General features: G+C 68.4%; 22 protein-coding genes and 2 tRNA genes. 18 read left to right on the top strand and 6 right to left on the bottom strand.

The window, feature by feature from the left end:
- The first annotated feature begins 14 nt into the window (after positions 1-14).
- Positions 15-983: a phosphate ABC transporter ATP-binding protein gene (locus E3O57_RS06520; RefSeq protein ID WP_241980308.1), complete on the top strand. Its 969-nt coding sequence runs from the start codon at positions 15-17 to the stop codon at positions 981-983.
- Positions 984-994: 11 nt separating this feature from the next.
- Here E3O57_RS06520 and E3O57_RS06515 read toward each other — a convergent pair whose 3' ends face one another.
- Complete coding sequence (locus E3O57_RS06515) at positions 995-1,486, bottom strand: MarR family winged helix-turn-helix transcriptional regulator (RefSeq protein ID WP_103461593.1); 492 nt, start codon at positions 1,484-1,486, stop codon at positions 995-997.
- 104 nt (positions 1,487-1,590) lie between these two features.
- On the opposite strand from E3O57_RS06515, the gene E3O57_RS06510 reads away from it, so the two are divergent.
- From E3O57_RS06510 to E3O57_RS18875, 3 genes are all read left to right on the top strand, one after another.
- Positions 1,591-1,662: transfer RNA gene (locus E3O57_RS06510), tRNA-Gln, on the top strand.
- A gap of 3 nt (positions 1,663-1,665) precedes the next feature.
- Positions 1,666-3,123, top strand: a complete 1,458-nt coding sequence (gene glmU, locus E3O57_RS18880; RefSeq protein WP_198416806.1) for a bifunctional UDP-N-acetylglucosamine diphosphorylase/glucosamine-1-phosphate N-acetyltransferase GlmU — start codon at positions 1,666-1,668, stop codon at positions 3,121-3,123.
- Complete coding sequence (locus E3O57_RS18875) at positions 3,124-4,101, top strand: ribose-phosphate diphosphokinase (protein WP_134479672.1); 978 nt, start codon at positions 3,124-3,126, stop codon at positions 4,099-4,101.
- Positions 4,102-4,162: 61 nt separating this feature from the next.
- Here E3O57_RS18875 and E3O57_RS06500 read toward each other — a convergent pair whose 3' ends face one another.
- Together E3O57_RS06500 and E3O57_RS06495 are read right to left on the bottom strand one after the other, a co-directional pair.
- Positions 4,163-4,462 (bottom strand): DUF1905 domain-containing protein, encoded by a 300-nt coding sequence (locus tag E3O57_RS06500; RefSeq protein ID WP_103461592.1) that lies wholly within the window; start codon positions 4,460-4,462, stop codon positions 4,163-4,165.
- 18 nt (positions 4,463-4,480) lie between these two features.
- Positions 4,481-4,846 carry a hypothetical protein gene (locus tag E3O57_RS06495; protein ID WP_103479412.1) on the bottom strand — a complete coding sequence of 122 codons (366 nt, stop codon included), beginning with the start codon at positions 4,844-4,846 and terminating at the stop codon, positions 4,481-4,483.
- Between the two features lie 89 nt (positions 4,847-4,935).
- On the opposite strand from E3O57_RS06495, the gene E3O57_RS06490 reads away from it, so the two are divergent.
- Together E3O57_RS06490 and E3O57_RS06485 are read left to right on the top strand one after the other, a co-directional pair.
- Positions 4,936-6,219, top strand: coding sequence for an APC family permease (locus E3O57_RS06490; protein WP_103479411.1), 1,284 nt, complete (start codon positions 4,936-4,938; stop codon positions 6,217-6,219).
- 183 nt (positions 6,220-6,402) lie between these two features.
- Complete coding sequence (locus E3O57_RS06485; RefSeq protein WP_103461589.1) at positions 6,403-7,359, top strand: hypothetical protein; 957 nt, start codon at positions 6,403-6,405, stop codon at positions 7,357-7,359.
- Between the two features lie 143 nt (positions 7,360-7,502).
- Here the strand turns inward: E3O57_RS06485 and gndA are convergent, their stop codons facing one another.
- Together gndA and E3O57_RS06475 are read right to left on the bottom strand one after the other, a co-directional pair.
- Positions 7,503-8,906, bottom strand: a complete 1,404-nt coding sequence (gndA, locus tag E3O57_RS06480; RefSeq protein ID WP_370289884.1) for an NADP-dependent phosphogluconate dehydrogenase — start codon at positions 8,904-8,906, stop codon at positions 7,503-7,505.
- 120 nt (positions 8,907-9,026) lie between these two features.
- Complete coding sequence (locus tag E3O57_RS06475; protein WP_103479458.1) at positions 9,027-9,740, bottom strand: FadR/GntR family transcriptional regulator; 714 nt, start codon at positions 9,738-9,740, stop codon at positions 9,027-9,029.
- Positions 9,741-9,959: 219 nt separating this feature from the next.
- Here E3O57_RS06475 and E3O57_RS06470 point away from each other — a divergent pair, with 219 nt between their 5' ends.
- The 3 genes from E3O57_RS06470 to mfd are packed head-to-tail and all read left to right on the top strand — an operon-like array spanning position 9,960 to position 14,870.
- Positions 9,960-10,577, top strand: coding sequence for a 50S ribosomal protein L25/general stress protein Ctc (locus E3O57_RS06470; RefSeq protein WP_103429773.1), 618 nt, complete (start codon positions 9,960-9,962; stop codon positions 10,575-10,577).
- A gap of 46 nt (positions 10,578-10,623) precedes the next feature.
- Entirely contained in the window at positions 10,624-11,211 is a 588-nt protein-coding gene (pth, locus tag E3O57_RS06465) for an aminoacyl-tRNA hydrolase (RefSeq protein ID WP_088456727.1), read from the top strand.
- A gap of 23 nt (positions 11,212-11,234) precedes the next feature.
- Positions 11,235-14,870, top strand: a complete 3,636-nt coding sequence (gene mfd / locus E3O57_RS06460; RefSeq protein WP_103461586.1) for a transcription-repair coupling factor — start codon at positions 11,235-11,237, stop codon at positions 14,868-14,870.
- Here the strand turns inward: mfd and E3O57_RS06455 are convergent.
- Positions 14,797-16,005, bottom strand: a complete 1,209-nt coding sequence (locus E3O57_RS06455; RefSeq protein WP_088456725.1) for a Na+/H+ antiporter NhaA — start codon at positions 16,003-16,005, stop codon at positions 14,797-14,799. The two genes, mfd and E3O57_RS06455, sit on opposite strands and share 74 nt — an antisense overlap.
- A gap of 123 nt (positions 16,006-16,128) precedes the next feature.
- Here E3O57_RS06455 and E3O57_RS06450 point away from each other — a divergent pair, with 123 nt between their 5' ends.
- The 9 genes from E3O57_RS06450 (at position 16,129) to E3O57_RS06410 (ending at position 24,442) form a co-directional block, all read left to right on the top strand.
- A complete protein-coding gene (locus tag E3O57_RS06450) occupies positions 16,129-16,866 on the top strand; it encodes a MazG family protein (RefSeq protein WP_088456724.1) in 738 nt (245 codons plus the stop codon).
- A gap of 32 nt (positions 16,867-16,898) precedes the next feature.
- A complete protein-coding gene (locus tag E3O57_RS06445; RefSeq protein WP_103461584.1) occupies positions 16,899-17,432 on the top strand; it encodes a ferritin in 534 nt (177 codons plus the stop codon).
- A 43-nt stretch (positions 17,433-17,475) separates the two neighbouring features.
- The gene (gene hisS / locus E3O57_RS06440; RefSeq protein WP_103461583.1) at positions 17,476-18,729 is read left to right on the top strand and encodes a histidine--tRNA ligase; all 1,254 of its coding nucleotides are present in this window, start codon (positions 17,476-17,478) and stop codon (positions 18,727-18,729) included.
- A 176-nt stretch (positions 18,730-18,905) separates the two neighbouring features.
- Positions 18,906-20,186: a phosphopyruvate hydratase gene (gene eno, locus E3O57_RS06435; protein WP_088456721.1), complete on the top strand. Its 1,281-nt coding sequence runs from the start codon at positions 18,906-18,908 to the stop codon at positions 20,184-20,186.
- A gap of 391 nt (positions 20,187-20,577) precedes the next feature.
- Positions 20,578-21,000, top strand: coding sequence for a septum formation initiator family protein (locus tag E3O57_RS06430; RefSeq protein ID WP_165787944.1), 423 nt, complete (start codon positions 20,578-20,580; stop codon positions 20,998-21,000).
- Positions 20,997-21,533 carry a DUF501 domain-containing protein gene (locus E3O57_RS06425; RefSeq protein WP_103461581.1) on the top strand — a complete coding sequence of 179 codons (537 nt, stop codon included), beginning with the start codon at positions 20,997-20,999 and terminating at the stop codon, positions 21,531-21,533. Before E3O57_RS06430 ends, E3O57_RS06425 begins: the two co-directional genes overlap by 4 nt.
- The gene (locus tag E3O57_RS06420; RefSeq protein ID WP_370289869.1) at positions 21,482-22,807 is read left to right on the top strand and encodes a S8 family serine peptidase; all 1,326 of its coding nucleotides are present in this window, start codon (positions 21,482-21,484) and stop codon (positions 22,805-22,807) included. Before E3O57_RS06425 ends, E3O57_RS06420 begins: the two co-directional genes overlap by 52 nt.
- A 39-nt stretch (positions 22,808-22,846) precedes the next feature.
- A complete protein-coding gene (locus E3O57_RS06415; protein WP_103479408.1) occupies positions 22,847-24,301 on the top strand; it encodes an NAD(P)/FAD-dependent oxidoreductase in 1,455 nt (484 codons plus the stop codon).
- A gap of 64 nt (positions 24,302-24,365) precedes the next feature.
- Positions 24,366-24,442: transfer RNA gene (locus tag E3O57_RS06410), tRNA-Leu, on the top strand.

Raw genomic sequence — 24,442 nt, 5'->3', positions numbered from 1 at the left:
CGAAACGAGTCCTCATGACCCAGTCCACCCAGGATGCCGAGCTGACGCAGGTGCTGCCGGCCGTGACGACGGCCCCTCGCCCCGCTCACCCGGCCGACCGGGCTCAGCCAGACCGTCGGGCGCGGCGGTCCCGCGGTTTCGCCTTTCCGGCCCGCATGGGCACACGAACCCCGACCGTCGGGCTGCCCATCGCGGTGGAGCCGCGACCGCTGGCCACCCTGGAGGGGCGCAACGTGTCGGCCTGGTTCGGCGAGCGGCAGGTGCTCGACAGGGTGAACCTGACCATGCCGGCGGGCGTCATCACCTCCCTGATCGGCCCATCCGGCTGCGGAAAGTCGACATTCCTGCGCATCCTGAACCGGATGCACGAGCTCGTGCCGTCAGCCAGCCTGGCCGGCGAGGTACTGCTCGACGGAGAGGACATTTACGATCCGGAACGCAAACTCGTCGACGCCCGCAAGCACATCGGCATGGTTTTCCAGAAGCCCAACCCGTTCCCGGCCATGTCGATCTACGACAACGTCATTGCCGGGCTCACCCTCACCGGCGTCCGTGCCTCGAACGACGAGAAGGACTATCTGGTCGAGAGCTGCCTGACCAAGGCCGGGCTGTGGACCGAGGTTCGGGACCGGTTGCGTGCCCCCGGCGGCGGGCTGTCCGGCGGGCAGCAGCAGCGCCTGTGTATTGCCAGGTCCCTCGCGGTGACGCCTCGGATCCTGCTGATGGACGAACCGTGCTCGGCCCTGGACCCCACGTCGACCCGGGTGATCGAGGAGACCATGCTCGAGCTGGCCCACGAGGTCACGATCGTCATCGTCACCCACAACATGCAGCAGGCCCAGCGGGTCTCCCAGAACTGTGCGTTCTTCCTCGCCGCCCAGGGCACCCCCGGCGGGATCGTCGAGCACGGGCCGACCGACCTGATGTTCGGCGACCCGATCGACAGCCGCACGGCGGACTACGTCAACGGCCGGTTCGGATAGCCGGCGTGGGCTCAGTCGAAGTCGAGGCTGAGCTTGCGCAGGAGGGCGGCGAGGCGCTCCTGGTCGGCTGAGGGCAGGCTGGCCAGAAGGGCGGCCTCGGCGTCTACCAGACGGGTGATCGCGGCATCCACCCGGGTCAATCCGCCGGCGGTCATGCTTACAAAGATGCCGCGGCCATCGTTGGGGTCGGTGCGGCGGGTGACCAGGCCCCGTTCGACCAGCCTGTCGATACGGTTGGTCATGGTTCCGCTGGACACCAGGGTCTGCTGCAGCAGCAGCTTCGGGCTCAGCTCGAACGGGGCGCCGGCCCGGCGGAGCGCCGACAGCACGTCGAATTCCCAGGAGTCCAGCTCCGACCGCGAGAACGCGGTGCGGCGGGCACGGTCCAGATGCTTGCTCAGCCGGGCGACGCGGGAGAACACCTGAAGGGGCGCGAAATCCAGGTCGGGGCGCTCCCGCAACCAGGCATCAACGATCCGGTCGACTTCGTCATGAGCAGGCATCCGTCCATTATCCGGTTTTCATCGACCCCGGAAACCGCGGATGACGCGGGGCGTCCGCGCATCTGGCAGACTTGACTCCGTTGCCCGGCCCCGAGCCGATGCAATCCGCCGTGGTGTAATGGCAGCACGACAGCCTTTGGAGCTGTTAGGTCTAGGTTCGAGTCCTGGCGGCGGAGCTCATGTGTGAGAGCACAGTTGAGAGGACCACAGTGACCGATTCCCGCCTCGCTATCATCGTGCTGGCCGCCGGCCAGGGCACCCGCATGAAGTCCAGCCTGCCCAAGCTCATGCATCCGCTCGCCGGACTGCCGATCATCAGCCATGTGCTGGCCACGGCCCGTGCCCTCGATGCCGCGCACGTGATCACGGTGCTCCGGCACGAGCGTGAGCGCCTGGCCGAGCTCGTCGCCCTCGACCTACCGGAGAGCCTGCTCGTCGACCAGGACGAGATCCCCGGAACCGGTCGCGCCGTGGAGCAGGCCGTCGCAGCGCTGCCCGCCGACTTCGACGGTGACGTGCTCGTGATCAGCGGTGACGTGCCGCTGCTGAACGCCGCGACCCTGGCGAACTTCATCGAGGCGCACCGCGAACGCGCGGAGGTGTCCGCCACCGTGCTGTCGGCGTTCCCGACCGACGTCACCGGCTACGGCCGCATCATCCGCAGCGACGACGGCGGCTTCGACCGGATCGTGGAACACAAGGACGCCAACGACGACGAACGCGCCGTCGACGAGATCAACGCCGGCGTGTACATCTTCGGCCTGTCCGAACTGCGCGACCAGCTGGCCAGACTCACCACCGACAACGTGCAGGGCGAGAAGTACCTCACCGACGTGATCGGTCTGCTGCGCGCCGCCGGGTCAGAGGTGCGCGCCGTGCCGGTGGCGGATGCCTGGCTCGTTGCAGGCATCAACGACAGGGCCCAGCTCAGCGACACCGCCGCCAAGCTCAACGCCGTCATCGTGCGGGGATGGCAGCTGGCCGGTGTGACCGTGCAGGACCCGGCCACCACCTGGATTGACCTCAAGGCCACGCTCGCGAACGACGTGACCCTGCTGCCGGGCACCCAGATCCTCGGTTCCACCACGGTGGCCACCGGAGCGATCGTCGGCCCGGACACCACCCTGCTCGACTGCGAGATCGGCGAAGGGGCCACGGTCAAGCGCACCGACGGCACTCTCGCGGTGATCGGCGCCGGCGCCACCGTCGGCCCGTTCGCCTACCTGCGGCCGGGCACCTGGCTCGGCGCCGACGGCAAGATCGGCACCTTCGTGGAGACCAAGAACGCCGTCATCGGCGAGGGCAGCAAGGTGCCGCACCTCAGCTACGTGGGCGACGCCACGGTCGGGGTGCACTCCAACATCGGTGCCGGCACGATCTTTGCGAACTACGACGGCGTGACCAAGAACCCGTCGGTGATCGGGTCCCATGTGCGCACCGGGTCGCACAACGTGTTCGTCGCGCCGATTAGAATCGGTGACGGAGCCTACACGGGCGCCGGAACTGTGGTCCGTAAGGACGTGCAGGCCGGGGCGCTCGCGATCAACGTGGCTCCGCAACGCAATATGGTCGGTTGGGTAGAGACCAACCGGCCGGGAACAGATGCGGCGACAGCCGCGTCACAGAGCGGAGACTAGGTGCCTGGAATCAAGAGCAGCGGCGAGAAGAAATTGGTGCTCATCTCGGGGCGAGCACACCCACAACTCGCGATCGACATCGCCGCAGAACTTGGTTCGGAGCTGATCCCCACCGACGCGCGTACCTTCGCCAACGGCGAGATCTACGCCAGGTTCGACGAGAGTGTGCGCGGTGCCGACGCGTTCGTCATCCAGTCGCACACCAACCCCATCAACGAGTGGTTGATGGAACAGCTGATCATGGTGGATGCGCTCAAGCGTGCGTCGGCCAAGCGGATCACCGTGGTCGCGCCGTTCTACCCGTACGCCCGTCAGGACAAGAAGGGTCGCGGCCGCGAGCCGATCTCAGCCCGCCTCGTCGCCGACCTGTTCAAGGTGGCCGGCGCCGACCGCATCATGTCGGTCGACCTGCACGCCGCCCAGATCCAGGGCTTCTTCGACGGCCCCGTCGACCACCTCTTCGCCATGCCGGTGCTGCTCGAGCACTTCCGGGCCAAGCTGGACCCGTCCACCCTCACGATCGTGTCGCCGGACATGGGCCGTGTGCGCGTCGCCGACATCTGGAGCGACAAGCTCGGCGCCCCGCTGGCCATCATCCACAAGCGCCGCGACCCCCTGGTGCCCAACCAGATCACCGTTCACGAGATCGTCGGAGAGGTCAAGGGTCGGGTCTGCCTGATCGTCGACGACCTGATCGACACCGGCCGCACCATCGTGCAGGCCGCGGAGGCGCTCATGGCCGCCGGCGCCATCGGTGTCGTCGTCGCCGCCACGCACGCCGTCTTCAGCCCGCCCGCGCTCGAGCTGCTGCAGAACGACGCCATCCAGGAAGTCGTCGTCACCGACACCCTGCCGATCCCCGAGGACAAGCGTTTCCCGACGCTGACCGTGCTGCCGATCGCGCCCCTGCTGGCGCGCGCCATCCACGAGGTCTTCGACGAGGGATCCGTCACATCGATGTTCGAGGGCGCCGCGTAAGGCTCGCACTCAGCACTTTCGCGGTTGGCCGGTCCCGTTTCGGGGCCGGCCTTTTCGCGTTTCAGAGCACGAGTTCGACGGTGACCGTCGCTGTGTCGCCCACGCCGATCTTCTCGGCCTCGCGGATGGCCTTCTTCACCGGCAGAACGAACCGGCCCGTGGCGCTCTCGGGGAAGATCGAGGTGGCCCACCTGGAGCCGTTGATAGCCACCCGCACTCGCTGTGAGCCGAAGCCGACCCGCAGTCCGTCGGTGAGCTCCCGAATCTCGTCGGACTGGTCGGCGGGCAGCGAGACGAACACCCACGCGTTCATGCTCTCGGCGTTCCACAGTGCCGTCGTGAAGGTGAAGGTGGGTCCCATCGGGCGCCTTTCGTCGGACTAGGTCGTGACGCCGGCGGCCGGCGGGCGGAACGGGCCCGGGATGATGCCCAGCGGTATGACGAAGGTCTGGCGTTCGTTCTGGTCGATTGCGTAACACTGCCAGCCGAAGCCGCCCGCCCCGACCAGCTCGAACCTGGCGTCGATGCCCTCGGAGAGCGGGTAGTAGCGCGTCACGGCCGCGGCGCAGGCCCTGGCGGCGGTGGCCGAGGCGATGCTCATGGTGGTGAGCACGCCGGGCACGAGCAGGGCCACGAGGCCGAGGATCACGGTGATGCGCATGAGCAGCACCATCCGCCGGCCGCGGAGGGGCCGGGAGGAGTCCGTCGGTTCGTAACCGGAGAGTTCGGGGTGAAAATCGCTCATGAGTGCCCTCCAGTAAATCAGATCGCGCCGGCTTGAGGGCGCCCGATCGCGGATGCCTGCGGTTCACCTTGCGGCCGTATCCTTGCCGCATGCACGCTACGGATCGGCGGGAGGGCCAGGGTGCCCTCCAGCGGCACCTCGGTACCGTCGGGGCGATGGTGCTGGGCCTGGCCGCGATGATCGGCGCCGGGGTGTTCTACGTGTGGGTGCCCGCGGCCGCCGCGGCCGGCTCCGGTCTGCTGATCGGGCTGGTTCTGGCGGGGCTGGTCGCCTCGCTCAATGCCCTGAGCTCGGCGCAGCTGTCGATGAGCCATCCGGTGTCCGGGGGAGTCTATGTGTTCGGGCGGGCGACCCTCGGCCCGTGGTGGGGGTTCTCCGCCGGCTGGTTGTTCCTGGCCGGCAAGACCGCTTCGGCCGCGGCCATCGCCTCGATCCTGGGCGGCTACCTGTGGCCGGAGCAGGCCCGGCCGGTGGCCGTGTTGGCGATCCTGGTGCTCGGAGCCGTCAACCTGGCGGGTGTGCGCAGCACCGCCAGGCTCAGCGCCGCGGTGGTGTTCCTGGTGCTCGGCGGGCTGCTCGTGCTGGTGGTCGTGGTGGCTGCCGGGCTTGCCGGCGGGTCGCTCACGGCCTCGTTCGACACCGGGTCGCTGCTGGCCGGCGGCGGGGCGGGCATCCTGCAGTCGGCCGGCCTGCTTTTCTTCGCGTTCGCCGGCTACGCCCGCATGGCCACGCTGGGGGAGGAGGTGCGGGACCCCCGCCGCACCCTGCCCCGCGCGATCGTGGCCGCCCTCGGCGTCACCCTGGTGGTCTACGCGGTGATCGGAGTGCTCTGCGTGCTCGTGCTCGGACCGGCGGGCCTGGCGGACTCAGTCTCGCCGCTGGCCGACCTCGTCGGCGGTGCGGAGCCGTGGACCGTCATCGTCCGGGTGCTGGCGGCCATCGCCTGCCTGGGCTCGTTGGCGGGCATCCTGGCCGGACTCAGCCGCACCGGGCTGGCGATGGCGAGGGAAGGCGACCTGCCGGGCGCACTCAGCCGCGTGTCGCCGACCCTGAACTCCCCGGTGTCGGCGGAGGTGGCCATGGGCCTGGTCGCGGTGCTTGGCGTGCTGCTGCTGGATGCCGCCCGGCTGGTGGGCTTCTCGGCCTCCGCGGTGCTGGTCTACTACGCAATCGCGCATCTGGCCGCGCTGCGGCAGCCGGGCGAGCAGCGCTGGCTGCCGCGCTGGGTGCAGTACCTGGGCGTGGCCGGCTGCCTGCTCCTGGCCCTGACCCTGCCCTGGCCGGGGGTCGTCGCCGCGTTCGGCTGGCTGGCGCTGGGCCTCGTCGGCCGCGCCCTGCGCCTGTCCCGCTCCGCCCGCCGCCCCCGCCCCTGACCCGCCCCGCCCCAAATGGTCCCGGTGCGGACATATGGCCCCGGCACGCGGGGTGCACATGTCCGCAGGGGTAACAGAAGCGAGTTGGCGGCACCGTCCCTCCCCAGTCGGGGCACCGGGTCAGGAGTGCACAGGTGGGTGGGTGCCGGGTATCGCTGACACGGTGGTTGAGAGTCTCGCCACATGACTGATGACCGGCTGGACCCACGAACGGGCCTGTTCCTTGTCAAGAACATCGGTGTGACCGACACGGATGCCCGGCAGTTTCGACGATCTGTCGATCGGGGGCAGGGCACCCGCTTGCGCCGCGGGGTCTTCACGACGATGGACCGCTGGGGCGGCTTGGCGTCACGGGACCGATACGTCGACCACATCCGTGCCGTTGTGGCGACCAGGCGGCACGACCCCGTCGTCAGCCACCAGTCCGCCGCGGCGCTGTGGGGTATCCCGCTGGGTGGCGCTTGGCCAGAAGCCGTGCATGTCCTGGCGGTGCCGGCGGCACGGGTGCGCAGCAAGAACGGCGTATTCGTGCATCGCACCGCGTTCGACTGGGCCGAGGTCGTCGAACTCGACGGCGTGCTCGTGACCAGCCCGGCTCGCACCCTGCTCGACTTGGCCAGAACGGCAAGCTTCGAAGATGCCGTTGTCGCACTCGACCACGGCATCAATCCTCGGCGGGCCACCCCGGAGGTGCTCGTCTATTCGGACGACCTGTCCGAAATGCTCGCCCGGTGTGGGTCATTGCGTGGCAGTACCAAAGCGCAGCGGGCCATAGCCTTCGCGCGTCCAAACGCTGACAATCCGGGGGAGTCGATAAGCCGCGTCGCGATTTTCTCGCTGGGCTTCCCCGATCCCGAGTTGCAGTGCCGGCACCCGAATCCGCGAGGCGGGTGGTACTACACCGACTTCGAGTGGCCGCGTTTTCGGCTGATCGGGGAGTTCGACGGACGGGGCAAGTACCTCAAGGACGAGTACCTACGTGGGCGCGCACCGGGTGATGTCGTCTACGCCGAGAAGGTGCGCGAGGACCACCTGCGCGCCGACGGATTCCGGGTGGTGCGGTGGGGCCCTGGCGAGCTCGCCGACCGGGGTTCGCTGAGTCGCCTTCTGGTCGCTGCCGGGTTGTCCGGGACCCGATGAGTGCCGCTCGCCAGGCAGCCCAACGACCAAACAACTGTTGCCCGTACGGACAACTGGACCCGGCGTGCCGGGCGCAAATGTCCGCACGGGCAACAGTTGCCGGGCGGGTGCTGCGGGAGCGAGGAACTCCGGGGGAGGAGCCTCTAGTGCGAGGAGCCCTCGGTGACGATCTCGGTACGGTCGCCGGACCACAGGGTGTGGAAGGTGCCTTCCTTGTCGACGCGCTTGTAGGTGTGCGCCCCGAAGAAGTCGCGCTGGCCCTGGGTGAGGGCAGCGGGAAGGCGGTCAGCACGCAGGCTGTCGTAGTACGCCAGCGACGACGCGAAAACCGGCGCGGGGATGCCGGCGTGGGCGGCGTCGGCGACAACGTTGCGCCAGGAGTCCTGGGCCGTGGCAACGACATCGGTGAAGAACGGGGCGGTCACGAGCGAGACGAGTCCCGGGTTCTCGGTGTACGCCTCGGTGATGCGGTTGAGGAAGCGGGCGCGGATGATGCAGCCACCGCGCCAGATCTTCGCGATGTCGCCCTTCTTGATGTCCCAGTTGTACTGCTCTGCACCGGCGACGATGGCGTCGAAGCCCTGCGAGTAGGCGATGACCTTGGACGCGTAGAGCGCCTGACGGACACCCTCGATGAAGCCATCCACGTCTTCGACGGGGTTGATGCTCGGACCGGGGAGAGCTGCGGCAGCGGCACGCTGCGCGGGCTTGGAGGAGACGGAGCGGGCGAATACGGCCTCGGCGATACCGGACACGGGGATGCCCAGGTCGAGCGCGGTCTGCACGGTCCACACGCCGGTGCCCTTGCTGCCGGCCTGGTCGAGGATGACGTCGACGAGCGGCTTGCCGGTCTCCGCGTCGACCTGCTTGAGGACCTCCGCGGTGATCTCGATGAGGTAGCTCTCGAGGTCGCCCTTGTTCCACTCGGTGAAGATCTCGGAGATCTCGGCCGGGGTCTTGCCGGTTCCGCGACGGATGAGGTCGTACGCCTCGCCGATGAGCTGCATGTCGGCGTACTCGATGCCGTTGTGGATCATCTTGACGAAGTGGCCGGCGCCGTCGGTGCCGACGTGGGTGACGCAGGGCTCACCGTCGACGACAGCGGCGATGGACTCGAGGATCGGGCCGAGGGTGACGTACGCCTCAGCGGAGCCGCCGGGCATGATGCTGGGACCCTTGAGGGCGCCTTCCTCACCACCGGAGATGCCGGCGCCGACGAAGTTGATACCGGTCTCGCGCACGGCCTTCTCGCGGCGGAGGGTGTCGGTGAACAGGGCGTTGCCGCCGTCGACGATGATGTCGCCGGGCTCGAACAGCTCGGTCAGCTGGCTGATGACGGCGTCGGTGCCCTTACCGGCCTGCACCATGATGATCGCGGTGCGGGGGGTCTTGAGCGAGGCGACGAATGCCTCGATGGTCTCGGAGGCGACAAAACCGGCCTCGGGGTGCTCATCCGTGAGCAGCCGGGTGCGTTCGGGCGAACGGTTGTACACGGCCACGGTGTTGCCTTCGCGGCTGGCGAGGTTACGGGCGAGGTTGGAGCCCATCACCGCCAGTCCGACAACGCCGATATTTGCTGAACCGGTTTCTGACACGTGTTCTCCCTTAGATCTGTGAGTTGTGATCATGTTCAAGATTAGTGGCTTACATAGCCCATGTAATCATATTTATAGCGCGGAGGTCGGATCGGCGGCCCAGGTGGGCTGCACCTCGGCGTAGGTGCGGCGCATGATCCGCTCCATCGCCTCCCGAGCCTTCTGCGGTTGCGCGCCCGAAATCGCCTCGGCGACCTCGGCATGCAACTGCAGGGTGTTCTCGTGCGGGCGGTCTGGCTGCAGGCCCAGGTCGGTGCGGCCGGACAGGACCGCGGCGACGGCTCCGTCGAGTTTGGCGAACATCTCATTGCCCGAGCCCCGCAGCACCAGCCGGTGAAACCGGATGTCGAGCTCCAGGAACGAGGACAGGTCACCCGAGTCACCCGCGGCCCGCATCAGGTCGGCCACGTCCATCAGCTCGGCCGCGACCGAGGCCGCCGCGTGCCGAGCGGCCAGTTCCGCAGCCATCGGTTCGACCGCGGAGCGCAATTCGGTGAGTGAGCGCAGCTGTTCGCCCTTGCCGGGGCCGAGCAGGCGCCAACGGATGATGGTCGGGTCGTAGGCGTTCCAGCTGGACGGTGGCAGAACCCTGATGCCGACCCGTTTGACGGACTCGACGAGGCCCATCGACCCCAGCACCCGGATGGCCTCCCGGATGACCGACCGGCTCACCCCCTGCCGGCGCTCGATCTCGTCGGAGAGCAGGACGGTTCCCGCTGGAACCGTCCCATCGACGATGGACCGTCCGACGTCTTCGGTCACTCGGGTGTGCAAGCTGGGCGGCATGGTCGTCACTTTATCGCCTAGACTGTTGAGTTGAACTTCGGCGAGGGATTCGCGCCAGCCGGGAAACCGGTGCCTGCGAAATCCGTAATCGACGCGGCGAAAAGTCCTCTCAGGCCTTTCCTCACGCTGACATGCGTTCGAGTTGAACCAGCATCCGTACTGCGGGCCCCGTGCCCGCAACACCAATACGGGCACACGAGGCCCGCAAGGAGACACATCATGGCCGAGGCCAAGAACAGCAACAACAAGATTTCCGCAGACGCACGCAACAGCTTCGGCAAGGGCGCGGCCCGCAAGCTGCGCGTGCTGGGCAAGATCCCCGCCGTCATCTACGGCCACGGCACCGAGCCCGTGCACGTGGCCCTGCCGGCTCACGAGATCGGCCTGCTGCTGCGTCGCGCGAACGCCGTGCTCGAGCTCGACGTCGAAGGAACCACCCACCTGACCCTGGTCAAGGACGTGCAGAAGGACCCGGTTCGCCAGATCATCGAGCACCTCGACCTCATCGTCATCCGCAAGGGTGAGAAGGTCCAGGTTGAGGTCGCCGTGCACGTCATCGGTGAGACCGCCCCCGGCACCACGGCCGACCTCGACGCCAAGACCCTGCTGCTCGAGGTCGAAGCCACCAACATCCCGCAGAGCGTGAGCGTCGACGTCGAGGGCCTCGAAGACGGCACCCTCATCCACGCCAGCGAGATCACCCTGCCCGACGGCGCGTCGCTCATCTCCGACCCCGAGATGGTCGTCGTCGGCGTGCACCTGCCGGCCGAGGAAGAAGAGGAAGAGGAGACCGTCGAGGGCGAAGAAGCTCCCGCCGAGGAAGCTGCCGCCGAGTAGTCTTCCCCCTCCAACGCCGGACAGAAACTTTTTGTAAAGGAACCCCCTGGACGAGAATCTCTGGCTCGTAGTCGGGCTCGGTAACCCCGGGCCCGGCTACGCCGGTAACCGCCACAACGTCGGCCACATGGTCACGGCCGTGCTCGCCGACCGGATGCGCGCGAATTTCAAGAACCACAAGGCGAATTCCGCCGTCGCCGAGGGGCGCAGTTTCCCCGGCGGTCCCAAGCTGATCCTGGCCAAGCCGAACAGCTTCATGAATCTTTCCGGCGGACCCGTCGCGGCCTTGCTCCGGTTCTACTCCCTGGACGTCTCCCGCCTCATCGTCGTGCACGACGAGCTGGACCTGCCCTTCGACACCCTCAAGATCAAGGTGGGCGGCGGCCACGGCGGTCACAACGGGCTGCGCGACATCATCGCGGCCACCGGCAGCAACGAGTTCACCCGCATCCGGATGGGCATCGGCCGCCCGCCCGGCCGGCAGAACGCCGCCGACTTCGTGCTGCACGACTTCTCCAGCACCGAACGCACCACCCTGGGGATCATGCTCGAGGACGCTGCGGATGCGATCGAGATGATCGCCGCAGAGGGTGTCACCGCCGCCCAGCAGAAGTTCCACGCCCCACCCGCGTAGAAAACTACCCGTAGACTTGTGCGGTGATTCTTCAGGGCTTGATTCCGGCGCTTTCGCGTGCCTCCACGTTCGATGCCGCCCTCGCCTTTGCGGCCCGTGACGCCGACTTCTCGCTCACCGAGGGCCTCCGCGCCCCGCTGCTGGCCGCGCTGCTCGAGCAGCGCGACAGGTTGGACAAGGGCCGGGCGCTGTTGATCATCACCGCCACCGGCCGTGAGTCCGAGGCGCTGCGGGAGAACCTGGGCTGCTTCTCCGACGACGCCGAGATCGTCGAGTTCCCCGCCTGGGAGACCCTGCCGCACGAGAGGCTCAGCCCCAGCGCCGAGATCGTGGGCCGCCGCCTCTACGCCCTGAGGCGGATGCGCGACTGGGAGGCCACGGACGCCGCCACCCGGCGTCCCCTCATCGTGGTGGCCTCGGTGCGCGCCGCCCTGCAGCCTGTGGCCGACAACCTCACCGACTACGACCCGCTCGAGCTCACCGCCGGCGGCCGCGGCCACGACCTCGCCGCCATCGCCGTCGACCTCGTCAACGTGGCGTACGCCCGAGTGGACATGGTCACCCGGCGCGGCGAGTTCGCCGTGCGCGGCGGCATCCTCGACGTGTTCCCGCCGATGGCCGCGCACCCGTACCGCATCGAGTTCTTCGGTGACGAGGTAGAGCAGATCCGCGCCTTCGCGGTCGCCGACCAGCGCTCGATGCCCGAACCCATCGAGTCGGTGACCCTGCCGCCCAGCCGCGAACTGCTGCTCAGCCCCGCCGTGCGCCAGCGCGCCCGGGAGATGCAACACGAGTTCCCCAGCCTGGCGGGTCTGCTCGCCAAGGTGGCCGAGGGCATCCCCGTCGAGGGCATGGAGAGCCTCGCGCCCGCCCTCGTCGACAGGCTGGTGCCCGTCACGCACTACCTGCCCCGCCAGGCCGCCGTCGCCGTGATCTCGCCGGAACGGGTCGCCTCCCGCGCCATCAGCCTCGCCGAGACCAACCGGGAGTTCCTCTCCGCCGCCTGGAACGCCGCCACCGCCGGCGCCGAGGCCCCCATCGACCTCGCCAGCGGTGACTTCCTCACCCTGGGCACCCTGCGCGACGCCGTGCGGTACTCGGCCCCCGGCGCCGGGGCCAGCGAACGGGTCTGGTGGACGTTGAGCTCCTTCCAGGCCGCGCCCACCGACATCCCGGTGCTGCCCGAACACCGCGAGATCGACGAACTGCTCACCATCCGCATCGAGGGCGACGCCGTGCCGAGCTTCGCCGGCAGCGTCGAGGGCGCCGTCGGGCACCTCTCCACGCGCCTCAAGGACGGTTGGACCGTCGCCGTGGTCGCGCAGGGCGCCGGCCTCGTCGACCGCGCCGCCGACGTCCTCTCCGGCGCCGAACTGCCCGCCCGCATCGTGGAGGAGTTCCCGGCGAACCCGGAACCGGGCATCGCCTACCTGATCAAGGCCTCTATCACTCACGGGTTCGAGATCCCGGAGACCAAGCTCACCCTGGTCAGCGAGAGTGAGTTCTACGGCCGCACCGTCGGTTACGACGCCCGCCAGATCAAGAAGCTCGCCAGTCGGCGCAAGAACGTCGTCGATCCGTTGCAGCTCAAGACCGGCGACCACGTCGTGCACCAGACCCACGGCATCGGCAAGTTCCTCGAACTCACCCAGCGTGAGGTCTCCAGCGGCGGCCGCAACCCGGTCAAGACCACCCGCGAATACCTGGTGCTCGAGTACGCGCCGTCCAAGCGCGGTCACGGCGGCGACAAGCTCTACGTGCCCACCGACCAGCTCGACCTGGTCTCTCGCTACGTCGGCGGCGAGGCACCCGCGCTGTCCAAGATGGGCGGCAGCGACTGGTCGGCCGCCAAGACAAAGGCCCGGCGGGCGGTGCGCGACATCGCCGTCGAACTCGTCAAGCTCTACTCGGCACGGATGGCCAGCAAGGGTCACGCCTTCGGCCCTGACACCCCCTGGCAGCGTGAGCTCGAGGAGGCGTTCCCGTTCGCGGAGACGCCCGACCAGCTCACCACCATCGAGGAGGTCAAGGCCGACATGGAGCGGCCCATCCCGATGGACCGGTTGCTGTCCGGTGACGTGGGCTTCGGCAAGACCGAGGTCGCCGTGCGCGCAGCGTTCAAGGCCATCCAGGACGGCAAGCAGGTGGCCATGCTCGTGCCGACCACCCTGCTCGTGCGCCAGCACATGGAGACCTTCCAGGAGCGCTTCGCCGGGTTCCCCATCCACCTGCGGGCGCTCAGCCGGTTCCAGACCGACAAGGAATCCCGCGAGACCGTGGCCGGCATGCTCGACGGCACCGTCGACATGGTCATCGGCACCCACCGGCTGTTGTCGGAGAACACGATCTTCAAGGACCTCGGCCTGGTCATCATCGACGAGGAACAGCGTTTCGGTGTCGAGCACAAGGACGCTCTCAAGAAGCTCAAGACCAACGTCGACATCCTCGCCATGAGCGCCACGCCCATCCCGCGCACCCTGGAGATGGCCGTCACGGGCATCCGGGAGATGTCCACCCTGGCCACCCCGCCGGAGGACCGGCACCCGATCCTCACCTTCGTCGGGCCGTACTCCGACCGCCAAGTGGCCGCCGCCATCCGCCGCGAACTGCTTCGCGAGGGCCAGATCTTCTTCGTGCATAACCGCGTCTCCAGCATCAACCGGGTGGCCGCGCAGCTGGCCGAACTGGTGCCGGAAGCCCGCGTCGCCGTGGCGCACGGGCAGCTGCCGGAGGCGCAGCTGGAACAGGTGGTGGTGGACTTCTGGGAGAACAAGTTCGACATCCTGGTCTCCACGACCATCATCGAGACCGGCCTGGACATCGCCAACGCGAACACCATCATCATCGACAGGGCCGACAAGTACGGACTCAGCCAGCTGCACCAGCTGCGCGGCCGGGTCGGCCGTGCCCGGGAGCGTGCATACGCCTACTTCCTCTACGACGAGAACAAGCCGCTCTCCGAGATCGCGCACGACAGGCTGGCAACCATCGCGGCCAACAACGAACTCGGCGCCGGCATGCAGGTGGCGCTGAAGGACCTCGAGATCCGCGGTGCGGGCAACCTGCTCGGCGGGGAGCAGGCCGGTCACATCGCCGGGGTCGGCTTCGACCTCTACCTGCGCATGATCGGCGAGGCCGTGTCGACCTTCCGCGGTGACGTGGCCGAGGGCCAGACGGAGCTGCGGCTGGAGCTGCCCGTGGACGCGCACATCCCCGAGGAGTACGTGGACAGCGAGCGGCTGCGCCTGGAGGCGTATCAGAAGCTCTCCGGCGCCAGCGGGCTCGCGGCCGCCGACGACCAGATCGGGCTCGTGCTCGAGGAGCTCACCGACCGCTACGGCGAACCGCCCGAAGCCGTCACCAACCTCATCGCCGTGTCCAGGCTGCGCAGGCACGCGCAACAGGCCGGCCTCGGTGAGGTCGTCGCGATGGGCTCCAACCTGCGGGTGGCGCCGGTCGACCTGGCCGACTCCATGCAGGTTCGGGTGCAGCGGATGTACCCGGGTGCTAAGTATTCGGCCGCGGCCGGGTCGATGATCGTGCCGCTGCCGCGCCTGAACGGCGAGCCGCTGGCCGACGCCGCCCTTATAGCGTGGACGGGCTCGCTGCTGGACGCGGTGTTTCCGCGGCCCGTCGATACTGCCGTGCCCGCGCACTGACCACGACGGCCGAGACCAGGATCGCGAAGCCCGAGCCCAGCAGCACGGCGAGGGTGGCCTCGTCGACCACCTCGACGCTGCCGGCGAAGGCGAGCGCGCCCATCAGCAGTGACACCGTGAAGCCGATGCCGCCCAGGCAGGCGACCATCACGATGTCGATGAACTTGAGCCCGGACCTGGACCCGTTGGGGCGCCGGGAGATCAGGCTACCCAGGCTCCCGGCCAGGGTGATGCCGATCAGCTTGCCCACCGGCAAGGCCACCAGAATGCCCCAGAACGCCGGGCTGAGCTCGGCCAGGCTCACCTGCGGGATGGCCACGAGGGCCGCCGAGAACGCGAACAGCGGCAGGATCACCGCGTTGGAGTACGGCTCGAGCACGTGGTGGGTGCGGCCACCGGGCACCCGGGCCATCACCAGGCCGAGGATCACGCCGGCGATGGTGGCGTGCACGCCGGAGAGATAGGTGAAGTACCAGGTGGCCACGCCGAGGACGATCAGCAGGACGATGATCGGCCAGACCGGCTTCCGGCCCAGCACCCACGGCGAACGCGGCTTGAGCAGCCGGCTGGTGACCCCGAAGAGGGTGGCCGTGATCGCCGCGAAGCCGATGTACTGCAGCTCGGGGTCCTGGGTGAAGAAAAACGCAATGATCAGGATCGCCACGAGGTCGTCGAGCACCGCCAGGGCCAGCAGGAACACCCGCACCCGGGTCGGGATCCCGCGGCCGAACACCGCCAGCACCCCCAGCGCGAACGCGATGTCAGTGGCCGTGGGCACCGGCCAGCCCGCGGCCAGCCCCGAGCCCTGGGTGAGCAGCAGGTAGATGCCGGCGGGAACCGCGACCCCGCCGAGCGCGGCGAGGGCGGGCAGCGCCGCCTTGCCGAAGCTGTTCAGGTCGCCGATCACCAGTTCGCGTTTGAGCTCGATGGCGATGAGGAAGAAGAAGATCGACAGCAGTCCGTCGCTGATCCAGTGCTTGGCCGACAGGTCCAGCCCGAACAGGCCGGTGTGAAGATGTTCGTTGGCTGCGTCGATCAGCGCCGGACCGAAGGCGAGGTTGGCCATGATCAGGCCGAGCACACCGGCGAGAAGCAGGAACCCGGCGGCGTAGCGTTCGGAACGGATGAAAGTCATGGAGATCCTGTCCACCCACGGTCAAAGCGGGTCGGTCGTACGTCGTGAGCGAAACACTTCGCCCGCCGACCAGACTTCCCGGCACACCAGCGTTCAGTTTAGTCCCGCCGCCTACGATGGAGTGTGACCGAATACGCCCAGCCCACGCCATCCGCTTTCGACGAGCTCGTCGCCACGGTCGCCCGCCTGCGTGCGCCGGGCGGTTGCCCGTGGGACGCCGAGCAGACCCACGCGTCGCTCGTGCAGTACCTCACCGAGGAGACTCACGAGCTGATCGAGGCGATCGAGAGCGGCAGCCGCGACGACCTGCTGGAAGAGCTCGGTGACGTGCTCTACCAGGTGGTCTTCCACGCGAGCATCGCCGCCGAGACACCGGGGGAGGACTTCGACATCCAGGAGGTGGCCGCCCGGATGACTCGCAAGATGGTCGGCCGGCACCCGCACGTCTTCGCCGAGAGCGGCGCTCAGAAGACCACCGACGAGGTCATCGCCGGCTGGGACGACGTGAAGGCCGCCGAGAAGCCGCACCGCACCAGCGTGCTCGACGGCATACCGCAGGGCATGCCGGCGCTGGCGCTGGCCGACAAGGTGCTCGGCCGGGCCCAGAAGATCGGCCTGCTCGAGACGGATGCGCCCGCCCTGCTGCCCATCGACAGCGAGGCCGAGCTGGGCCCGATCCTGCTTGCCATCGTGTCCGCGGCCAAGGCCCAGGGGCTGGACTCCGAGCGGGCGCTGCGCACCGCGCTCCGCGACCTGCAGGACGAGATCCGCGCGGCGGAGCAGGAGATAGGCGACGGGTCCTTCGGCGTGGCCGACGGCGACCCGGCCGACGCCGGCGTTATCGCGTTCCCCACCGCATAGCGCCAGGCGGTGCGGCCCGCTAACGTCGCAGCATGACCGAAACGACCTTCAACGCGCTTCTCACCCAGCAAATCGGCAACGAGTTCGCCGCGTCCCAGCAGTACATCGCCATCGCCACCTGGTTCGACAGCCAGGACCTGCCCCAGCTGGCCGCGCACTTCTACCGGCAGTCCGTAGAAGAGCGCAACCACGCGATGATGCTCGTGCAGTACCGGCTCGACCGGGGCCTGGAGGTCGTGATCCCCGGGATCCCCGCCGTGATCAACGGTTTCGCTGACATCGTCGAACCGATCGCGCTGGCCCTCGCGCAGGAACAGCAGGTCACCGCTCAGATCGAGGCGCTCTTCAAGGCCGCCCGCACCGACGGCGACGCCCTCGGCGAGCAGGCCATGCTCTGGTTCCTCAAGGAGCAGGTCGAGGAGGTCGCCTCCATGTCGACCCTGTTGACCATCGCCAAGCGCGCCAAGGACAACCTGTTCGACATCGAGAACTTCATCGCCCGCGAGCAGGTCGGTGACGCCGGCGGCGACGCCGGCGCGCCCGGAGCCGCCGGCGGCGCGATCTAGCGCCGCGGCGGGGTCGGGCCGGGCGACCTGACAGAATTGGGGCATGGCAACAGCAGTGACCCCTCCCCGCGGCATGCGCGACTTCCTCCCGGCCGACAAGGCCACCCGCGAACGGGCTCTGGGCATCATCCGCTCCAGCTTCGCCGCGCACGGTTTCGACGAGATCGAAACGCCCGTGATGGAGGACACCATCAGGCTTCACTCCGGCCTCGGCGGCGACAACGAGAAGCTCGGCTTCGCCGTCCTCAAGCGCGGAATCGGCCCGGCCGACCTTGTGACGGCCGCCGAGGCCGACGACCTGCTCTCCCTGGCCGACCTGGGCCTGCGCTTCGACCTCACGGTGCCGCTGGCCCGGTTCTACGCCAGCCACCGCGCCGAGCTTCCCACGGTGTTCCGCTCCATCCAGATCGCCCCGGTCTGGCGCGCCGAACGCCCGCAGAAGGGCCGCTACCGCCAGTTCGTGCAGTGCGACATCGACATCATCGGCGAGGCCGGCCCGCTTGCCGAGATCGAACTGATCACCGCCACCGTCGCAGCCCTGGACAACCTGGGCCTGACCGGCTGCTCGATCCGCATCAACGATCGCCGCATCCTCACCGCCATGCTCAGCACCTGGGGCGTGGCCGGCAACCTCACCGAACGCGCCCTGATCACCCTCGACAAGCTCGACAAGATCGGTGTGGACGGCGTCGTCACCGAGCTCGGCGGCCTCGGAATCGACACCACCGGCCTGGCCGACACCCTCGCCGGGTTCAGCGACGCCGGCTGGCCCGACCCGCAGGATGCGCCGGCCTGGCTGGACGCCGCCGCGTACGCCGACCTTTCCGCGCTGCGGGCCGCGCTGCCCGGAGTTGCGCTCGAGTTCGACCCCACCCTGGTGCGCGGGATGGGCTACTACACCGGAACCATCTTCGAGATCAAGCACCCCGACCTGGGCTACTCGCTGGGCGGCGGCGGCCGTTACGACGGCATGATCGGCCGGTTCCTCGGCACCGATGTGCCCGCCTGCGGCTTCTCGATCGGGTTCGAACGCATCGTCGACCTGCTCGCCGGCTCCGACGACGACACCGAGTCCGCCGTCCTGCTCGTTCACGAGAAGGATGCCGACCCGGCCGCCCTCGTCGCGCTCAAGACCGCCCTCGTGGCAGAGGGCCTCCGGGTGCGGCTGGACAAGCGCACCAAGAACCTCAAGGCTCTACTCGAACGGGCCGGTGCCGCGGGTTACGGCCGGTTCGCGTTCGTGACCGATGACTCCGTCGAGCCCGACGACCTGGTCTTCAAGCCGCTGGCCGGCTGAACCGAGCACCCGCTGAACGGTTGATGTTCCGGCGGTGAACGGGACTTCAGTCCTGAGCGGGCCGGCGAACCGGTCACTAGACTGTTCTACGGACTGGAACACAGCGGCGTCTTCCTCAAAATCCACACGGACTTAGAATCCAAAAATCGATACACAGACAGACACAGGAGATAGTTGTGGCTCTTATTGACGCAGTTGTTGCACGCGAAATCCTCGACTCTCGGGGCAACCCGACCGTCGAGGTCGAGGTTCTGCTCGAGGACGGCACGCTGAGCCGTGCCGCCGTACCCTCAGGCGCCTCGACCGGCGCCTTCGAGGCCTACGAGCTGCACGACGGTGACAAGAAGCGTTACCTGGGCAAGGGCGTGCTCAAGGCCGTCGGCTCCGTCACCGACGAGCTCGGCCCGGCCGTCGAGGACCTCGACGCCGCCGACCAGCGCATCATCGACATGGTCCTCAACGAGACCGATGGCACCGTCAACAAGGAGCGCGTCGGCGCCAACGCCATCCTCGGCGTGAGCCTGGCCGTCGCCAAGGCCGCCGCCAGCTCGGCCGACCTGCCCCTCTTCCGCTACCTCGGCGGCCCGAACGCGCACACCCTGCCCGTTCCCATGATGAACATCATCAACGGTGGCTCGCACGCCGACAACGACGTCGACATCCAGGAATTCATGGTTGTCCCGCTCGGCGCCCCCACCTTCAGCGAGGGCCTGCGCTGGGGCGTTGAGGTCTACCACGCCCTCAAGGGCCTGCTGAAGAGCAAGGGCCTCGCGACCGGCCTCGGCGACGAGGGTGGCTTCGCCCCCAACCTGCCCAGCAACCGTGCGGCGCTCGACCTCATCGTCGAAGCCATCACGCTGGCCGGCTACACGCCCGGGACCGACATCGGCCTGGCGCTCGACTGCGCAGCCACCGAGTTCTTCAAGGACGGCGTCTACCACTTCGAGGGCAAGGAACTGACCTCCACCGAGATCGTCGCTTACTACGCCGAACTCCTCGAGGCGTACCCGCTCGTCTCCATCGAAGACCCGCTCGAGGAAGAGGACTGGGAAGGCTACGTCCACCTCACCGCTCAGCTCGGCGACAAGGTTCAGATCGTCGGAGACGACCTGTTCGTCACCAACCCGATCCGCCTGGCCAAGGGCCTCGAGATCAAGGCAGCGAACTCCATCCTCATCAAGGTCAACCAGATCGGCACCCTGACCGAGACGATGGACGCCGTCGCCCTCGCCCAGCGCGCCGGCTACACGACCGTCATCTCGCACCGCTCCGGTGAGACCGAAGACACCTTCATCGCCGACCTCGCGGTCGCCACGGATGCCGGCCAGATCAAGACCGGCGCCCCGGCCCGCAGCGAGCGCGTTGCCAAGTACAACCAGCTCCTGCGCATCGAAGAAGAACTCGGCGAGGCCGCGGTCTACGCCGGCCGTTCCGCGTTCCCGCGTTTCAAGGGCTAATCCCCTCTGAACCACCAGGGCTCCCCGCTCATCGGACATCGTCCGGGGCGGGGAGCCTTTTTTTTGGGGCGTGCGCCACCGCCAGGCTGCGGGTTTGCACAGGATCCGGGTTCGCGGGCCGTGGCGAACGGTGCGGGCCGAAAGATCTGGCACTCTAGAACCGGGGCATTTCTGTGTGCCCCGGCGAGCATCACCCACCGAGCACCCGACGGGAGTCACCGTGACCTTCACCGGTTCTGGCATGACCCCACCGCGCCTGCCCAAACCGCGCCGGGCGAAGCCGCACAGTACCGAGTCCCGCGGAACCGAGCCTCGCGGAACCGAGCCCCGCCGGACCGAGCCCCGCAGGACGAAGCAGAGGGCGGTCAAACTCGCCACAGACGAGACAGCGGTGCGCAGCTGGCTCCGTGGCCTGCGGCTGAGCGGATTCTCCTTCGTGATGATGGGTCTTCTGGTGCTCGCTGTCGTCGTGCTCGCGCCCAGTGTGCGCACCTATGCCGAACAGCGCAAACAGATCGACCAGCTGAGCGACACCGTCGCAGCGCAACAGGATTCGGTCGACGACCTCAAGGCGGAGCGGGAACGGTGGAACGACCGCACCTTCGTGACCACCCAGGCGCGGGACCGGCTCTCCTACGTGCTGCCCGGTGACATCAGTTTTCTCGTGATCAACGACAGCGGAGCCAGCGTCGACGACGCCGCCGACACCGCACCCATCAGTACCGCCATCCAGGACACCGAAGTCGACTGGGTCGACTCCGTCTTCCGATCGGTGATGACATCCGCACTGGCCCCCCAGGAGGCAGCACAATGACCCGACCGCCCTTCGACCCCGCCTCCGAGGCCGACATTGCCACGGTCTCCGCGCAGCTCGGTCGCCCCGCCCGCAACGTGATCGGCATCGCCGCCCGCTGCGCCTGCGGCGCGCCCACCGTCGTGGCCACGGCGCCGCGGCTGGAGGACGGCACCCCGTTCCCCACCCTGTACTACCTATCGCACCCTGCCGCCACGGCCGCGCTGTCGTTCCTGGAAGCCACCCAGGTGATGAACGAGTACAACCAGATGCTCGCCGACGACGAGGACCTGCGCGCCCACTACCGGGCCGCGCACGAAAGCTTCCTGGCCGATCGCGAGATGATCGGCGTGGTCCCCGAGCTCGCCGGCGTCTCCTCCGGCGGGATGCCGGTGCGGGTCAAGTGCCTGCACGCCCTGGCCGCGCACGCCCTGGCGGCCGGTCCCGGCGTCAACCCGATCGGCGACCTGGCCCTGCTGCGGGCCGCCTGGTCGCCCCAGGTGTGCGAGTGCCTGGACTACGCTCCGCCGGCGGTCCCGCCGGCCGACGCGTGACCGGCGCCGCGCGCCGCATCCTCACCGGCGTCGCGATCACCCTCGCGGCAGCCGTCGCGGTCGTGGGCGTCGTCGGCGACACCTCCGTCGCCCGCGCCGACCAGGTACGCGACCTCGAATACTGGCTGAATGATTACGGCTTCAGCCAAGCCTGGACCACCACCAAGGGAGCCGGCGTCACCGTCGCCGTCATCGACACCGGTGTCGACGGCAGCATCACCGAGCTCAACGGCGCCGTCGTCGGCGGCACCGACGTCTCCGGCGTCGGCTCGTCGAACGGCCAGACCCCGGTCGGCGCCGAGAACGAACACGGCACACTGGTGGCATCCCTCCTCGCCGGCCGTGGCACGCCAACCGGCGGCGGCCTGATCGGCGTGGCGCCAGAGGCGTCCATCCTCGCCGTCTCGGTGGCGTTCGGCACCAGTGACGCCGTGCTCAGCAATGACGACCAGATCGCCGCGGGCATCCGGTGGGCCGTCGACAACGGCGCCGACGTGATCAACATGTCACTCACCCGCAACACTCTCGACTGGCCGACCAGTTGGGATGACGCGTTCATGTACGCGTTCGAAAACGACGTCGTGGTTGTCGCTGCGGCCGGCAACAGGGGCAGCGGAACGACCGAGGTCGGCGCCCCCGCCACCATTCCCGGCGTACTCACCGTCGCCGGTGTCGACCAGTCCAAGGAGGCCAGCTTCGACGCCTCCTCGCAGGGCATCACCATCGCCGTTGCCGCGCCCAGCGAGAAGCTCGTCGGTGTCGCGCCCGGCGGCGGCTACATGGAGTGGAACGGCACCAGCGCGGCCGCGCCGATAGTCTCCGGGCTGGTGGCCCTGGTGCGCTCGGCCTACCCGAAGCTGGATGCCACCGAGGTGATGAACCGGATCATCGAGACCGCGAACCCGAACGGGCACACGGTACCGAGCCCGATCTACGGCAACGGCCTGATCGACGCCGCCGCCGCGGTCTCCGCGTACGTGCCGAAGTCCACCTCCGCCACGCCCGCCGAGCTCCTGCAGGAGTGGATCACCCTGCACCGCCGCGCCGACGCCGCGCCGATGACGCCCGCCACACCGGGAACTCCGGTGCCCGTTGTCCCGGATGCCGACCCGCCCCTGCCGGAGCAGAACAGCGCCGCCGGCTGGCTGCCCAGCCCACTCACCCTCACCTATGTCAGCGTGCCGCTCGCCGTCCTGGTGGGTTTTGCTATCCTAGTAACGCTGTTCGGCATTGGGGCCACGCGGCATTTCAAGCGAATTCGTTCTCATCTCTAAACTTTCGCGTATCCAATCCCTGTAGGAGGCCTTCTAATCGTGCCCAAAATTCTCATCGTCGGTGGCGGCTACGCGGGTTTTTATACCGCCTGGAAGCTTGAGAAGTGGTTGCGTCCCGGCGAGGCCGAGGTCACCATGGTCGATCCGCTGCCGTACATGACCTACCAGCCGTTCCTCCCCGAGGTGGCCGCCGGATCCATCGATCCGCGTCACTCGGTCGTGGCCCACCGTCGCCACCTCAAGAAGACCAATGTGCTCACCGCCAAGGTCACCAACGTGAACCACGCGGAAAAGAAGGCCACGATCACGCCGCCGGTCGGCGAACCGTGGGTCTTCGACTACGACATCATCGTGGTCACCGCCGGCGCCGTGTCGCGCACCTTCCCGATTCCCGGGGTCGCGGACCAGGCCATCGGCCTGAAGACCATCGAGGAAGCCGTCGCGATCCGCGACACCGTCCTCACCAACTTCGACAAGGCAGCCCAGCTGCCCGCCGGCCCCGAGCGCGACCGCTTGCTGACCTTCGTGGTCATCGGTGGCGGCTTTGCCGGCATCGAGGTGTTCGCCGAGCTGCGCTCCTTCGCCAGCTCGCTGCTCACCAAGTACCCGCAGATCGCCTTCGAGGACACGCACTTCCACCTCATCGAGGCAATGGGTCGCATCATGCCGGAGGTGAGCGAAACCACCGCGCTGTGGGTCATCAGGAACCTCGCCGAGCGTGGTGCAGAGGTGCACCTGAACACCCAGCTCACCTCTGCCGTCGACGGCAAGATCGAGCTCTCCACCGGGGAGTCCTTCGAGACCGACCTGATCGTCTGGACCGCCGGCGTCATGGCGAACCCCGGCATCGTGCGCAACACCGACCTCCCGGTCGAAGAGCGCGGCCGGTTGCGCGTGCGCGCCGACCTGCGTGTCGGCACCGAGGACGAGATCGTCGTCGACGCCTGGGCCGCCGGTGACATCACCGCGGTTCCCGACCTCTCCGGCGGCGGCGTCGGCGGCTTCTGCGTGCCGAACGCCCAGCACGCCGTGCGCCAGGGCAAGCTCATGGCCAAGAACATCGTCGCGGTCCTCCGCGGTGAGGGCCCCGCGGACTACAACCACAAGAACCTCGGAGCCGTGGCCGGCCTCGGCGTCGGCGTCGGCGCATTCCAGTCCGGCAAATTCGCCCTCAAGGGTTTCCCGGCCTGGATCGCCCACCGCGGCTACCACGGCCTGGCCATGCCGAGCTGGGAGCGCAAGATCCGCGTCGTCGGAGGTTGGGTCCTGAACTTCTTCCTGGGCCGCGACATCGTGTCGCTCGAGGCCGTGCAGACGCCTCGCGCCGTGTTCCAGGAGTTCGCGTCCCGCCCGAAGCCGCCGGCAGCCGCACCCGCGGTCGTCGCCCCGGCCGCGGTGAAGGCCCCGCGAGCACCGCGCAAGGCCCCGGTGAAGAAGCCCGTCGTCGAGGTCGCCGCTGCCGAATCAGGCACGGAGACCATCGCAGCACCGTAAAGTCACCGGTGGATGCCGCACCCCGGTGCGGCATCCGCTCGTGATGCCCGGCTAGACCGGGCGTGCCCCCGTAGCCCAACCGGCAGAGGCAGGCGACTTAAAATCGTCACAGTCTGGGTTCGAATCCCAGCGGGGGCACCA

The organism is Cryobacterium sp. TMN-39-2 (assembly GCF_004402745.1).
Taxonomy (GTDB): domain Bacteria; phylum Actinomycetota; class Actinomycetes; order Actinomycetales; family Microbacteriaceae; genus Cryobacterium; species Cryobacterium zongtaii.
This window is presented reverse-complemented; position numbering and strand designations above follow the sequence as displayed.